This window comes from Pseudomonas sp. LBUM1671 (genome assembly GCF_059695685.1).
This window is the reverse complement of the sequence record NZ_CP166782.1, coordinates 4,285,001-4,298,246: the sequence shown is the minus strand read 5'-3', so window position 1 is coordinate 4,298,246 and position 13,246 is coordinate 4,285,001. Positions and strand designations below refer to the sequence as shown.

The 13,246-nt window shown below is 58.1% G+C and carries 13 protein-coding genes and 1 rRNA gene (1 of these 14 only partly in view); 7 read left to right on the top strand and 7 right to left on the bottom strand.

What is annotated here, in order from left to right:
- Positions 1 to 161 precede the first annotated feature (161 nt).
- Both ssuD and msuE read right to left on the bottom strand, forming a co-directional pair.
- Entirely contained in the window at positions 162 to 1,307 is a 1,146-nt protein-coding gene (ssuD, locus tag ACA060_RS19815; protein WP_033059220.1) for an FMNH2-dependent alkanesulfonate monooxygenase, read from the bottom strand.
- 10 nt (positions 1,308 to 1,317) lie between these two features.
- Positions 1,318 to 1,881, bottom strand: a complete 564-nt coding sequence (gene msuE, locus ACA060_RS19810; RefSeq protein WP_131060114.1) for an FMN reductase — start codon at positions 1,879 to 1,881, stop codon at positions 1,318 to 1,320.
- A 399-nt stretch (positions 1,882 to 2,280) separates the two neighbouring features.
- Between msuE and ACA060_RS19805 the strand changes: the two genes are divergently transcribed.
- The 4 genes from ACA060_RS19805 to ACA060_RS19790 all read left to right on the top strand — a co-directional run bounded on the left by ACA060_RS19805 (position 2,281) and on the right by ACA060_RS19790 (position 6,497).
- Complete coding sequence (locus tag ACA060_RS19805) at positions 2,281 to 2,550, top strand: hypothetical protein (protein WP_497312689.1); 270 nt, start codon at positions 2,281 to 2,283, stop codon at positions 2,548 to 2,550.
- Between the two features lie 99 nt (positions 2,551 to 2,649).
- Positions 2,650 to 3,261 carry a LysE family translocator gene (locus ACA060_RS19800; RefSeq protein WP_145308576.1) on the top strand — a complete coding sequence of 204 codons (612 nt, stop codon included), beginning with the start codon at positions 2,650 to 2,652 and terminating at the stop codon, positions 3,259 to 3,261.
- A gap of 204 nt (positions 3,262 to 3,465) precedes the next feature.
- A complete protein-coding gene (locus ACA060_RS19795; RefSeq protein ID WP_109633485.1) occupies positions 3,466 to 4,623 on the top strand; it encodes an aminotransferase class V-fold PLP-dependent enzyme in 1,158 nt (385 codons plus the stop codon).
- Positions 4,624 to 4,688: 65 nt separating this feature from the next.
- Positions 4,689 to 6,497, top strand: coding sequence for an aminopeptidase P family protein (locus tag ACA060_RS19790; RefSeq protein ID WP_497312686.1), 1,809 nt, complete (start codon positions 4,689 to 4,691; stop codon positions 6,495 to 6,497).
- Here the strand turns inward: ACA060_RS19790 and ACA060_RS19785 are convergent.
- Positions 6,490 to 7,410 carry a LysR family transcriptional regulator gene (locus ACA060_RS19785; RefSeq protein WP_497312684.1) on the bottom strand — a complete coding sequence of 307 codons (921 nt, stop codon included), beginning with the start codon at positions 7,408 to 7,410 and terminating at the stop codon, positions 6,490 to 6,492. The two genes, ACA060_RS19790 and ACA060_RS19785, sit on opposite strands and share 8 nt — an antisense overlap.
- 104 nt (positions 7,411 to 7,514) lie before the next feature.
- Between ACA060_RS19785 and ACA060_RS19780 the strand changes: the two genes are divergently transcribed.
- Positions 7,515 to 8,513, top strand: a complete 999-nt coding sequence (locus ACA060_RS19780; protein ID WP_109633477.1) for a zinc-dependent alcohol dehydrogenase family protein — start codon at positions 7,515 to 7,517, stop codon at positions 8,511 to 8,513.
- Here the strand turns inward: ACA060_RS19780 and ACA060_RS19775 are convergent.
- Entirely contained in the window at positions 8,510 to 9,100 is a 591-nt protein-coding gene (locus tag ACA060_RS19775; protein ID WP_497312682.1) for a 2-hydroxychromene-2-carboxylate isomerase, read from the bottom strand. The two genes, ACA060_RS19780 and ACA060_RS19775, sit on opposite strands and share 4 nt — an antisense overlap.
- A 41-nt stretch (positions 9,101 to 9,141) precedes the next feature.
- A complete protein-coding gene (locus ACA060_RS19770) occupies positions 9,142 to 9,870 on the bottom strand; it encodes an SDR family oxidoreductase (protein WP_497312680.1) in 729 nt (242 codons plus the stop codon).
- A 92-nt stretch (positions 9,871 to 9,962) separates the two neighbouring features.
- On the opposite strand from ACA060_RS19770, the gene ACA060_RS19765 reads away from it, so the two are divergent.
- Positions 9,963 to 10,535 carry a TetR/AcrR family transcriptional regulator gene (locus ACA060_RS19765; RefSeq protein ID WP_109633472.1) on the top strand — a complete coding sequence of 191 codons (573 nt, stop codon included), beginning with the start codon at positions 9,963 to 9,965 and terminating at the stop codon, positions 10,533 to 10,535.
- Here ACA060_RS19765 and ACA060_RS19760 read toward each other — a convergent pair.
- Both ACA060_RS19760 and rhtA read right to left on the bottom strand, forming a co-directional pair.
- Entirely contained in the window at positions 10,522 to 10,803 is a 282-nt protein-coding gene (locus tag ACA060_RS19760) for a hypothetical protein (protein WP_109633470.1), read from the bottom strand. The genes ACA060_RS19765 and ACA060_RS19760 overlap by 14 nt on opposite strands.
- A 168-nt stretch (positions 10,804 to 10,971) precedes the next feature.
- A complete protein-coding gene (gene rhtA, locus ACA060_RS19755; protein ID WP_109633468.1) occupies positions 10,972 to 11,859 on the bottom strand; it encodes a threonine/homoserine exporter RhtA in 888 nt (295 codons plus the stop codon).
- Positions 11,860 to 12,530: 671 nt separating this feature from the next.
- Between rhtA and ACA060_RS19750 the strand changes: the two genes are divergently transcribed.
- Positions 12,531 to 13,246 (top strand): 16S ribosomal RNA (locus ACA060_RS19750); it runs 823 nt beyond the window's last position.

Here is a 13,246-nt window from a genome sequence, read left to right as displayed (position 1 = left end):
TTTGTGGCGAGGGAGCTTGCTCCCGCTGGACTGCGAAGCAGTCCCTGAACAGGCCGGCGCGGCAGGTATGAAAAAACCGCATCAACCGGTTTACGACTGCTTCGCAGCCGAGCGGGAGCAAGCTCCCTCGCCACAAGATTCCTGTCCTTCAGAGAGATTTGTCAGGCCGTGGCTTTGGTGGGCAGTACGTCATTGGCGATCATTTCGCCAAACGGCCCGGTGAGGTTGGTGACGCCGCGCCCCGCGAGGCTCGCGTACGGCTCGGGCAACAGCGGGAACACCAGCTCGGCAAAGCGATAAGCCTCTTCGAGGTGCGGGTAGCCGGAGAAGATGAAACTCTCGATGCCCAGGTCCGCGTACTCCTTGATCCGCGCCGCCACTTGCTGCGGGTCACCGACCAGCGCCGTCCCGGCACCGCCACGCACCAGGCCGACGCCGGCCCAGAGGTTGGGCGAGATTTCCAGGTTGTCTCGGCGCCCGTCATGCAATGCGGCCATGCGTCGCTGGCCTTCGGAATCGAAACGCGAGAACGATTTCTGTGCAGCGGCGATGGTCTCGTCGCTGATGTGCTCGATCAGTTTGTCCGCCGCTTTCCAGGCTTCCTCGGCGGTCTCGCGCACGATCACATGCAAGCGAATCCCGAACTTCACCGTACGCCCGTTTCGCGCTGCACGCTCACGCACATCGGCGAGTTTTTCTGCAACGGCTGCCGGCGGTTCGCCCCAGGTCAGGTAGACATCCACCTGCTCGGCGGCGAGTTCATGGGCGGCTTCGGAGGAACCACCGAAATACAGCGGCGGATACGGTTTCTGCACCGGTGGATACAGTGCTTTGGCGTTCTGCACTTGCAGGTGTTTGCCTTCGAAATCCACCGACTCGCCTTGCAACACGCGGCGCCAGATCTTCAGGAATTCGTCAGTGACTTCATAGCGCTCGCTGTGATCGAGGAAGATGCCGTCGCCACGGTTTTCATCCGGGTCACCGCCAGTCACTACGTTGATCAGCAAGCGGCCATTGGACAGCCGATCCAGCGTGGCGGCCATGCGCGCCGAAACCGTTGGCGAGATGATCCCGGGGCGGATCGCCACCAGATATCGCAGGCGTTCGGTCAGCGGCACCAGCGCCGAAGCAATGACCCACGAATCTTCGCAGGAACGTCCGGTGGGAATCAGCACGCCGTGGTAGCCAAGGCTGTCAGCGGCTTGCGCCACTTGTTTCAAATAGTTGAGGGTCACCGGGCGGGCGCCCTGAGTGGTGCCCAGGTAATGTCCGTCGCCGTGGGTCGGCAGGAACCAGAAAACATCCATGAAGAAATCCTTAAGCGATTTTCAGCAGATTTTTGGGGGGCACGCCAAACAGCGGCGCGGCGCGTTCCGCAGCAAGACGAATGCGGGCCTTCAAGGGCTCACTGGTTATTTGGTAATTGGCGAAATCGGCTTCGGTGGCGTAGACACCAATCGGCAAGGTCAGGGCCTGGAAGAAACTGAACAGCGGCCGCAATTGATGATCGAGCACCAGCGCATGGCGTTCGCTGCCACCGGTGGCGGCCAGCAACACGGGCGTGTCGATCAGCGCATTGAGGTCGATCAGGTCGAACAGGTGCTTGAGCAAGCCAGGGTAGGAACCGCGATAAACCGGCGCGGCGACGATCAGCAGGTCGGCGTTCTCGATCGCTTGCAACTCGGCTTCGATTTCGGCGCTCAATTCCTGGCGGGACAACGCAGCGCCCAGTGGCCGGGCGATGTCGCCCAGTTCGATCAGCTTGCTCTCGATCGGCAATTGCTCGGCCAATTCGGCCAATAGCGCTTGGGTCAACACCAGCGTGCGAGACGGACGCCAGGTACCGCCGGAGAGGGCAACGACTTTCAATGGACGCGACATGATCAGTTCCTTTTTAAACAGTTGCTCAGCGAGCAGTGGGAAGTCACTGACTTGAGCAAGAGCTGTACCAATCCTTGCAGGCCCCGTTTTACGCGGCTTGCAGCGTATCGGTCAGTTGACGCTGTGCGATTTCGGGGGCTGTTTGTTGAATGACTGTTGCCTGGCAAACAGTTGCGTGAGCAACAGTGCGTGCGGCGATGGAGTTGTTATAAAGGCTGTTTGTTATTCCGTAAAAGACCATAAATTAATATTTATAGATCATTAGGAGATATGAAGCGGGTTGGCTGAACGTCGTTAGCCAAATTCGATAGCCACTATCGAGAGCGTTGATTTCTGCCCGTCGAAGGGGGCGGGTAGCCTGTGTTCATTGCCCCGAACCCAGATGCCAGGACGCCACAGATGAAACCTATAATCGCCACTTTCTTGCTGCTCGCGGTCTCCGTTCTCGCCGGATGTGCCAGCCATGTTTCCCCTGAATTACGGCCTTACACCGCTGAAGAAAGTCGGGAATTGGCGTTGGAAGCCTTGAATCGTCGTGGTTTGTCCTTCGAGGAATACCATGCGAAAAAAGCCGAATTGCTTGGCCAACCGCAAAAATCGTTCAGCTTCGACAAACAAGGCGAAATGAATGCCGAACGTGCTGTACAGCTTCACGGTCGTCCAAGCTGATCGACAACTGTACCGTTCGAAGTTTCGCGTAACTGTCCATGGGTTTCTCCCGAGCCGTGCGATAGGGTCAACACCTGACTGACCCTTGGACTGCCGCTCATGCTCTCGCTCGATCTGCTGCTGGGCTTCGCCCTGTTTGCCCTCGTCACCTCGATTACCCCTGGTCCGAACAACACCATGTTGCTGGCATCGGGCGTGAACTTCGGCTTTCACCGCACCATCCCACACATGCTGGGCATTACTTGCGGCTTCTTTGTACTCGTCCTCGCGGTCGGTTTCGGCCTCGGCGCCGTGTTTCAAACCTATCCATTGCTTTATACGGTTCTGCGCTATGTCGGCGCGGCGTACCTGCTGTACCTGGCGTGGAAAATCGCCCATTCCGGTCCCGTCTCCGAGAGTGAAAAGGGCGACAGCAAACCCATCAGCTACCTCGGCGCCGCCGCGTTCCAGTGGGTCAATCCCAAGGCGTGGATCATGGCCATCGGTGCCATCAGCACCTACACGCCGATGCAGGGCTACTTCACCAACGTGATCGTGATTGCTGCGGTCTTTGCCTTGATCAACCTGCCGAGCGTCGGCGTGTGGGCCGGGTGCGGCACATTGTTGCGCAATGTGTTGAAGGATCGTCGCTGGTTGCGGCTGTTCAACTGGGGCATGGCCTTGCTGTTGGTGGCTTCGCTGTACCCGTTGTTGCTCGAGAGCTTTAGCTGACACTTCGCTTCAACCGGTTGGCCGATGCCTGTTAAGCTCGACTTCAGGAGCGTTCCTACGCACTTTTAAATGAAGTTGTTCTTCTTTAACGGCCTCCGATCAGGTATTTCTAACGTTCTGAACGGTCTGCGCAGCTCACGAGGCTGCGCCTTGATCGTTCAGTGACGAGCCTCCTGATCCCGGAACATGCTCTGCGAGCTTTCTATGAATAAACGTCCTCTGTATTTCGACTACGCCGCCACCACGCCGGTGGATGAGCGGGTCATCAAGGTCATGGTCGAGTGTCTGGGTTTCAACGGAAACTTCGGCAACCCGGCGTCCAGCTCCCATGCCTTCGGCCAGCAGGCCCGGCAAACGGTCGAGCAGGCTCGACGCCAGGTCGCCGAACTGGTCGGCGCCCAGGCGGAACAGATCGTCTGGACCTCCGGCGCCACCGAATCGAACAACCTTGCCCTCAAGGGCGTAGCCCAGGCTCGCGGCGTATCCGGCGGCCACCTCATTACCAGCCAGATCGAACACAAGGCCATCCTCGACACGGCGAAGCAGTTGCAGGACACCGGTGTCGCCGTGACTTACCTGGTGCCTGACGCCGAGGGTCTGATTACCCCGCAAGCGGTCAGTGAGGCAATGCGCGAGGACACCTTTCTGGTGTCGCTGATGCTGGTCAACAACGAGCTGGGCACGGTCAATGACATCGCGGCCATCGGCCAGATCGTGCGTGATCGTGATGCGCTGTTCCATGTCGACGCGGCCCAGGGCGCGGGCAAAGTGGTGATCGATCTTGCCCGCCTGCCGGTCGACCTGATGTCATTTTCGGCGCACAAGATCTACGGCCCCAAAGGCATCGGTGCCCTGTACGTCGGCCCGCGCGCGCAACAGCGTTTGCAGGCGCAGATTCACGGTGGCGGTCACGAGGGCGGTTTGCGTTCCGGGACCCTTGCGACTCACCAGATCGCCGCCATGGGCGTCGCCTTCGCCTTGGCGGCCGCTGCGTTCGAGGACGAAAAAGCCACGATTGTGCGGCTGCGCGAACGCTTGCTCGAACAACTGCTGAGCATCCCCGGTGTTCGGCTCAATGGCAGTTCGACCCAACGCATTCCCCACACCCTCAGCCTGACGTTCAACGAAGGCGAGTTCAATTCTGCGGCGTTGAGCCATTCGATCGCGTTTTCCGCGACCTCGGCCTGTAACTCCGCCAGCAATGCGCCGTCCCATGTGCTGCTGGCGCTGGGGCATGACACGCGTTCGGCGGGTCGCACCATTCGCTTGAGTCTCGGCCGTTTCACCACAGAGCAGGATATCGACCAAGCGGTTCAACTGATCAAAGCAGCCTGCGCCAGTGCTCCGGCATTCTGGCAGTAAGGCCTGAAAGTGCCGGCATTGATCGGCACTCAACAATAATGATGAAGTGATTAGCAGGAGAGATGATGATTACGCAGCCTTCGATCAATGGATCGGTGCCCGAGCGCCTGGCGCAAACCCGCGAGCTGATGAGCCGGGAGGGCATTCATGCCCTGTTGGTGCCGTCGGCCGATCCGCACCTGTCGGAATACCTGCCGGGCTATTGGCAGGGACGGCAGTGGCTGTCGGGCTTTCATGGTTCGGTCGGCACACTGATCGTGACCCCGGACTTTGCCGGCGTCTGGGCCGACAGCCGTTATTGGGAGCAAGCGACCAAGGAGCTCAACGGCAGCGGCATCGAACTGGTCAAGCTGCAACCGGGCCAGCCTGGACCGCTGGACTGGCTGGCGGAGCAAACCCCTGAAGGCGGCGTAGTCGCGGTGGATGGCGCGGTGATGGCCGTTGCATCGGCCCGTACGCTGGGCGGCAAACTCGAAGAACGCGGCGCACATCTGCGCACTGACATCGACCTGTTGAGCGAAGTCTGGGGTGACCGTCCGACGTTGCCGAACGAACCGATCTATCAGCACTTGCCGCCTCAGGCGACCGTCAGCCGTGGTGAAAAACTCGCGAAGCTGCGTGAAGTCTTGAAAGATCGTGGCGCTGACTGGCACTTCATCGCCACACTCGATGACATTGCCTGGCTGTTCAATCTGCGCGGCGGCGACGTGTCGTTCAACCCGGTGTTCGTTTCCTTTGCCTTGATCAGCCAGGAGCAGGCCACCCTGTTCGTGGCCCTGAGCAAAGTCGATGCCGAGCTGCGGGCGGTCCTCGAACAAGACGGCGTGACCCTGCGCGATTACCGCGACGTGGCCGACGCCCTGCGCGCTGTGCCGAGCGGCGCGAGCCTGCAAGTCGATCCGGCGCGCGTGACCGCCGGTTTGCTGGAAAACCTGGACAGCGGCGTGAAACTGGTCGAAGGCCTGAACCCGACCACTCTGGCCAAATCACAGAAGAGCCTGGCCGATGCCGAGCACATTCGTCAGGCCATGGAGCAGGATGGCGCGGCGCTGTGCGAATTCTTCACCTGGCTGGACTCGGCGTTGGGTCGTGAACGCATCACCGAACTGACCATCGACGAACACCTGACGGCCGCGCGTACCCGACGCCCGGGTTATGTGTCGCTGAGCTTCAACACCATTGCCGCGTTCAACGCCAATGGCGCGATGCCGCACTACCACGCTACCGAAGAAGAACACGCGGTGATCGAGGGTGATGGTTTGTTGTTGATCGACTCCGGCGGTCAATACCTGGGTGGCACTACCGATATTACGCGGATGGTACCGGTCGGTACGCCGACGGATGAGCAGAAGCGCGATTGCACGCGGGTGCTCAAAGGCGTGATCGCCCTGTCCCGTGCGCAATTCCCTCGTGGCATTCTCTCGCCGCTGCTCGATTCGATTGCCCGAGCGCCGATCTGGGCTGAAAGCGTTGATTACGGACACGGCACCGGGCATGGCGTCGGCTATTTCCTCAACGTTCACGAAGGCCCGCAGGTCATTGCCTATCAGGCCGCTGCAGCACCGCAAACCGCGATGCAACCGGGCATGATCACGTCCATTGAACCGGGCACTTACCGTCCGGGCCGCTGGGGTGTGCGGATCGAGAACCTGGTGTTGAATCGCGAAGCGGGCAAGAGCGAATTCGGCGAGTTCCTGAAATTCGAAACCCTGACCCTGTGCCCGATCGACACCCGCTGCCTCGAACCGTCGCTGCTGACCCTGGACGAAAAGCAATGGTTCAACGCCTATCACGCCGAGGTGCGCGAGCGCCTGAGCCCGTTGCTGGATGGCGCGGCTCTTGAGTGGCTGAACACACGCACTGCGGCTATTTGACCGGTTGGAACTCAGGCGCTGTTTCGAGCGCCTGACTCATGTAGTCGACAAAGGCTTTGACCCTGGCGGATTGGCGACGATTCGCCGGGGACACGGCATGAATCGGCAGCGGCTGCGCGGTGTAGTCCTGCAAAATCGCGATCACTTGACCGGCGTTCAGATCCTCGCTGAACAACCACACCGGCGACAACGCAATCCCCAGTCCTCCCAGCACCAGCTCGCGAATCGCTTCGGAGTTGTTGCTTTGTGCATTGCCCTTGATCCGCACCCCGTGACGCTGGGCACCTCTCTCGTAAACCCATAGGTTCTGACTGTTCAGCAGGTTGAATTGCAGGCAGTTGTGTCCGCACAGTTCCTCCGGTGTTTGCGGCTGGCCGAATTGTTTGAGGTAGTCCGGCGCTGCGACGGTCACCCGGTGGGTGGTGCCGATGCGACGGGCGATGAGGCCGCTGTCGGTCAATTCGCCGATCCGAAACGTAACGTCCAGGCCTTCACTGACCAGGTCCTGATTCTGATCGCTGAGTTGAAGGTCTATCTGAACCTGAGGGTGTTGTTTCAGAAACTCAGGGAGTCGCGGTGCAATCTGCAAGCGCCCGAAACTCACGGAGGAACCGATCTTCAGGTTGCCGGCAACCGTTTCGCGTCCTGATTGAAAACTGTGTTCCGCCGCGTCCACGGCTGCCAGGATTTGTCGGCATTCACTGTAGTACCGCTGACCTTCGTCCGTCAGCGAGAGTTGGCGCGTGCTGCGGGAAATCAGTTTCCCGCCCAGTTCAGTTTCCAGCGCCCTCAATACTTTGCTGATGGTCGGCTGGCTGGTCTGCATCTCCCGGGCCACGGCAGAAAAACTGCCCCGTTCGACGACCCGGACGAAGATGGCCATTGCATTGAGTTTGTCCACGGATTTTCTCATTGATGCCAAATGGGCATGGACACTATAGCTATATAGCGTCTTATCGGCATGAGTGTGTGGGAGGAAGATCGGTCCTACAGCCACCTCTGACGGGAATTTACGAAATGACTGACTCACTTGAAATGCGTGCTCTGATTGTTGATTCGGCGAATGGGCCGTTACGCTTGGTTTCCATGCAGCGACCCGTGCCTGGACCGGGTCAGGTGCTCGTCAGGATCAAAGCCAGTGGGGTGAACCCATTGGATGGAAAGATTCGTTCGGGTCAGGCCGCTCATGCGCGTCAGCCTTTGCCGGCGGTGCTGGGGATGGATCTGGCGGGGACAGTTGAGGCATTGGGAGAAGGCGTCAGCGGATGGCTGGCGGGTGATGAGGTCTATGCGATGGCGACCGGCATTGGCGGTGTGCAAGGTTCACTTGCGCAGTTCGCGGTGGTCGATGCGCGGCTGCTGGCTCACAAGCCGGACAATCTGAGTATGCGTGAGGCCGCAGGGTTGCCCTTGGTTTTGATTACAGCATGGGAAGGTTTGGTGGACCGGGCTCGGGTGCGGGCAGGTCAGAAAGTGCTGATTCACGGTGGTGCCGGTGGTGTCGGGCACGTGGCTGTCCAAATAGCCCGGGCTTTCGGTGCCGAAGTGTTCGCCACTGGTTCGGCAGGGCAGCAGGCAATCATCGAAAGCTTCGGTGCGACGTTCATTGATTACCGCAAGTCTTCGGTCGAGGATTATGTGGCGGAGCACACGGCGGGAGAGGGATTCGATATTGTCTACGACACGGTGGGCGGTGAAACGCTGGACGCTTCCTTCAAGGCTGCTCGGATTTACGAAGGGCATGTGGTGAGCTGCCTCGGTTGGGGGCAGCACAGTTTGGCGCCATTGTCGTTTCGGGGCGCGACCTACTCCGGAGTGTTTACCTTATTGCCTTTGTTGACTGGCAAGGGAGGCGAACATCACGGGCAGATCCTTCGGGAAGCCGCGCAGTTGATTGAGGCCGGTAAGTTAAAGCCGTTGCTCGACCCGCGGCAGTTCACCTTGCAAACCGCCGAGGCCGCCCATGAACTGCTCGCTGCTGGAGCAGCTCAAGGGCGGTTGGTCATCGAGATTTAACGCAGGGCCTCAATGACGAACTCCAGTCGATCCTGGCCGAAGTACAACTGATCGCCGACAAACATGCTCGGTGCGCCGAATACACCGCGTTGGACCGCTTTCTCGGTGTTGTCCTTGAGAGCGGCTTTGACTTCCTCATCGGCAGTGAGGGCCAGTACTTCGTTCGGATCGAAACCGTTTTGCGTCAGCACGGCTGCAACAGTCGTCGGATCATCGAGGCTGCGTCCCTCAACCCAGAGTGCGTGGAACAGGCAATCGATAAACGCATGGAAGCGTTCCGGATGACGCAACTGCATACCGGTGACGGCACGCATCAGCATCAGGGTGTTGATAGGGAAGTGGGGGTTGTACTTCAGTGGTACGCCGTATCGTTTGGCGTAGCGGTCCAGGTCCTGAAACATGTAGCGACCTTTGGCCGGGATGGTTGCCGGTGAAGCGTTACCGGTGGCTTTGAAAACTCCGCCCAGCAGCATCGGCTTGTAGATCAACTGACTGTCGGTCTGCTCGCAGATCTTTGGCAGTTGGGTATAGGCCAGGTAGGTCGCGGGACTGCCAAGATCGAAAAAGAACTCTACGGTTTTGCTCATCGTCGGTGCGCTCTGCTTATTGTTGTAGGGGAGGGAAGGGCTTACCAGCGTTCGTTCCAGGGGCGCAGATCCAGCTCGAAAGTCCAGGCGTCCCGGGGCTGGTTGTGCAAGTACCAATAGTTCTCGGCGATGTGCTCGGGATTGAGGATGCCGTCCTCGTCCTTGGTTGCGTACTTCTCCGGAAAACTGTTGCGAATGAAGTCGGTATCGATGGCGCCGTCGACCACGACGTGGGCAACGTGAATGTTCATCGGTCCAAGTTCGCGGGCCATGCTTTGGGCCAGTGCGCGAATCCCGTGCTTGGCGCCGGCGAACGCTGCAAATCCCGCCGCACCGCGCAGGCCTGCGGTGGCGCCGGTGAATAGAATCGTACCTCGTTGGCGCTTGGCCATTCGTTTGGCCACTTCACGCGCGTTGAGGAAACCCGAGAAACAGGCCATTTCCCAGATCTTGAAATACTTGCGGGCGGTTTCTTCGAGAATGCTGCACGGCACATTGGCGCCTATGTTGAAAACGAACGCTTCGATGGGGCCGATCTCGGTTTCAATCTGCTCGACCAGCGCAATCACGTCCTCTTCCTTGCGCGCATCACAAGCAAATCCGTGGGCGTCACCGCCATTGGCCTTGATTGCATCAACCAACGGCTGGAGTTTGTCCGCGCTGCGACGAGTAACGCAGGCAATGAAACCTTCCTGGGCAAAACGCTTGGCAATGGCGCCGCCGGTGGCATCACCTGCACCGACAACCAGTACGACCTTCTTATTATTCATGGGTAGATCCCTTTGCTAAACGATCGTTAACTGAACGAACGTTATGCTAGGATTCGGCAGGCGTCAAGACGATCAACCCTGAGGGCAAGGCAATGCGTTACTCGGCCAATCACAAGCTGGAAACAAGAGAAAAACTGCTGACAAGCAGCGCGGTGTCGGCCAAAAAGTCCGGTTTTTCCACGGTAGGTGTCGATGGGCTGATGAAGGCGATCGGCTTGAGTGGCGCTGCTTTCTACAGCCATTTTTCGTCGAAGGACGCGCTCTTCGCCTCGATTGTCGAACGCGAGTTGAGCCAAAGCCTGGAGCGATTGGGGGCTGATCAGGATCGCGACAGACTGGAACGTTGCCTGAAACATTATCTGAGCATGTCCCATGTCGAACATCCGGAGTCCGGTTGTGCATTACCGGTACTGGGAGCTGAAATTGCCCGTTCGGATATCGCTATTCGTCAGCAGGCGGAAGTCTGGATTTGTCAGTTGCAGGCAAGTTGGGCGAGGGTTTTGGAAAGCGACAGCCTGGCATGGGCAATTCTGTCGCAGTGCATCGGTGCGCTGGTCGTGGCGCGAATGCTGGCCACTGCGGACATTCAGCGCACTGTGCTGAAGTCCAGTTACGATGAGATTGGCCGCCAGATTGCCGGGCGGCAACAACCTATTTGCAAATGACAATCATGCTTCGGCTGGTATAGCCGGCAGGATTGAGACCAAATGGGTAATCGCCTGGCTCTTCCACGGCATCCCCCGACTTGGCGATGACCTTGTAACCCTTGGGTGCGCACGAGTTGACGGCGCTGGTGTAACACTTGTCCCAGGATGACGAAAGCCCTGAACAGTTGATATGCAGCCCTTTCTTGCCATGTTTGACTTGTGTTTTCGATGTCGCCGCGCAGCCCGCAATTGCGAGTACGGCGACCAGAAGCAAAATTCGTTTCATTACTGTCCTTATAGCGTTCCCGGATCTCGTGCCCGGGTGTGGCTGCATTCGCTTTCGCTTGAAGCGTTCTGATATCCCTATCCTGAAAAATCCATGTCTGACACTGGCTTGCGGGCCTAAACATGGCCTAATTGAGCGGTAAATACCAGACCTGCGTCAAATCCTGTATCAATCCGCCGCGACCGCTGGCTTGGCGGCACTTCCCATGGTCATGGTCGCCCCGACTGAAGCCAGGATGATGCACATGATCGCCATCCACTGTGACAGCGTGAGGTATTCCTGGAGAAACAGCAGGCCAGACAGCGCACCAATAGCCGGTTCAATGCTCATCAATGTGCCGAAGGTCCGGGTCGGCATTCGGGTGAGCGCGATCATCTCCAGCGTGTAGGGCACGGCTGTGGATAGAAGGGCGACACCGATGGCCACGGGGATCAATGATGGAGTCAGCAGCGCGGCGCCGGCATGGACGATGCCGATAGGGGCGACGAACAGTGCGGCAATCATTACTCCGAGTGCCGCGGTCTGCACGCCATTGTCGGCGCCCGCCTTCTGGCCGAACAGGATGTACAGTGCCCAGCACACACCCGCACCCAAGGCATAACCGGCACCTGCAAGGTCGATTCCCACCGTCGTCGCTCCTGTCGGTATCAATAGCAGCAAGCCGATGGCCGCCAAGGCTATCCACAAGAAGTCGATCGCGCGGCGTGAGGCATAGATCGCCACCGCCAGTGGTCCGGTGAACTCCAGGGCTACGGCAATACCGAGGGGGACGGTGCGCAAGGACATATAGAAGAGAAAGTTCATGCCGCCCAGTGCCATCCCGTAGACGATGACGGTACGCAGGGATTTTGCGGTGAGCTTCGCCCGCCATGGGCGCAACAGGATCAGCATGATCACACTGGCGAAGAGCAGCCGCAGGGTGGTGGTCCCCTGGGCGCCTATAATCGGGAACATGCTTTTGGCCAGCGAAGCTCCGGACTGGATCGACGCCATGGCTATTAATAGCAGGCCAACCGAGAACAGGGTCGAGGCGAGGCTGCGAGGGTGGTCATTCATTGCGTGGCATCGTCCGAAGTGGAAGGCGAGAGTGTTGTTCTGTGTGTATTGGGCAATATACTGCGCATTCTCGACGGTTGCGTCTATATATAAGGAGTGATTTTGAACATCCTGATAGAAAAGCCAAATCAGGGGTTGACGGCAGATTCTGGAAGTCTATAATTCGCCCCACTTCCGGCGCAGTCGAAACGGAAAACTCCTTGGTAAACAAAGAGTTACGCAGTTTTCGACAGCGGGTTGCTTCAGGTCATCGAAGCCCAGAAGGAGTTGATCAAGCGGGTTTGTGTGGCTTGATTGACGGTTCGATCTTCTCGGTCGAAAGCGGAGAAAAAGAGGTGTTGACAGCAGCGAGTAACGCTGTAGAATTCGCCTCCCGCTAACGAGAGATCGGAAGCGCAAGTGGTTGAAGTTGCAAAGGAAACTTTGAAACTTCTGAAAATAACCGCTTGACAGCAACAGAGGCTGCTGTAGAATGCGCGCCTCGGTTGAGACGAAAGATCTTAACCAACCGCTCTTTAACAACTGAATCAAGCAATTCGTGTGGGTGCTTGTGGAGTCAGACTGATAGTCAACAAGATTATCAGCATCACAAGTTACTCCGCGAGAAATCAAAGATGTAACCAACGATTGCTGAGCCAAGTTTAGGGTTTCTTAAAAACCCAAAGATGTTTGAACTGAAGAGTTTGATCATGGCTCAGATTGAACGCTGGCGGCAGGCCTAACACATGCAAGTCGAGCGGCAGCACGGGTACTTGTACCTGGTGGCGAGCGGCGGACGGGTGAGTAATGCCTAGGAATCTGCCTGGTAGTGGGGGATAACGCTCGGAAACGGACGCTAATACCGCATACGTCCTACGGGAGAAAGCAGGGGACCTTCGGGCCTTGCGCTATCAGATGAGCCTAGGTCGGATTAGCTAGTTGGTGAGGTAATGGCTCACCAAGGCGACGATCCGTAACTGGTCTGAGAGGATGATCAGTCACACTGGAACTGAGACACGGTCCAGACTCCTACGGGAGGCAGCAGTGGGGAATATTGGACAATGGGCGAAAGCCTGATCCAGCCATGCCGCGTGTGTGAAGAAGGTCTTCGGATTGTAAAGCACTTTAAGTTGGGAGGAAGGGCATTTACCTAATACGTAAGTGTTTTGACGTTACCGACAGAATAAGCACCGGCTAACTCTGTGCCAGCAGCCGCGGTAATACAGAGGGTGCAAGCGTTAATCGGAATTACTGGGCGTAAAGCGCGCGTAGGTGGTTTGTTAAGTTGGATGTGAAATCCCCGGGCTCAACCTGGGAACTGCATTCAAAACTGACAAGCTAGAGTATGGTAGAGGGTGGTGGAATTTCCTGTGTAGCGGTGAAATGCGTAGATATAGGAAGGAACACC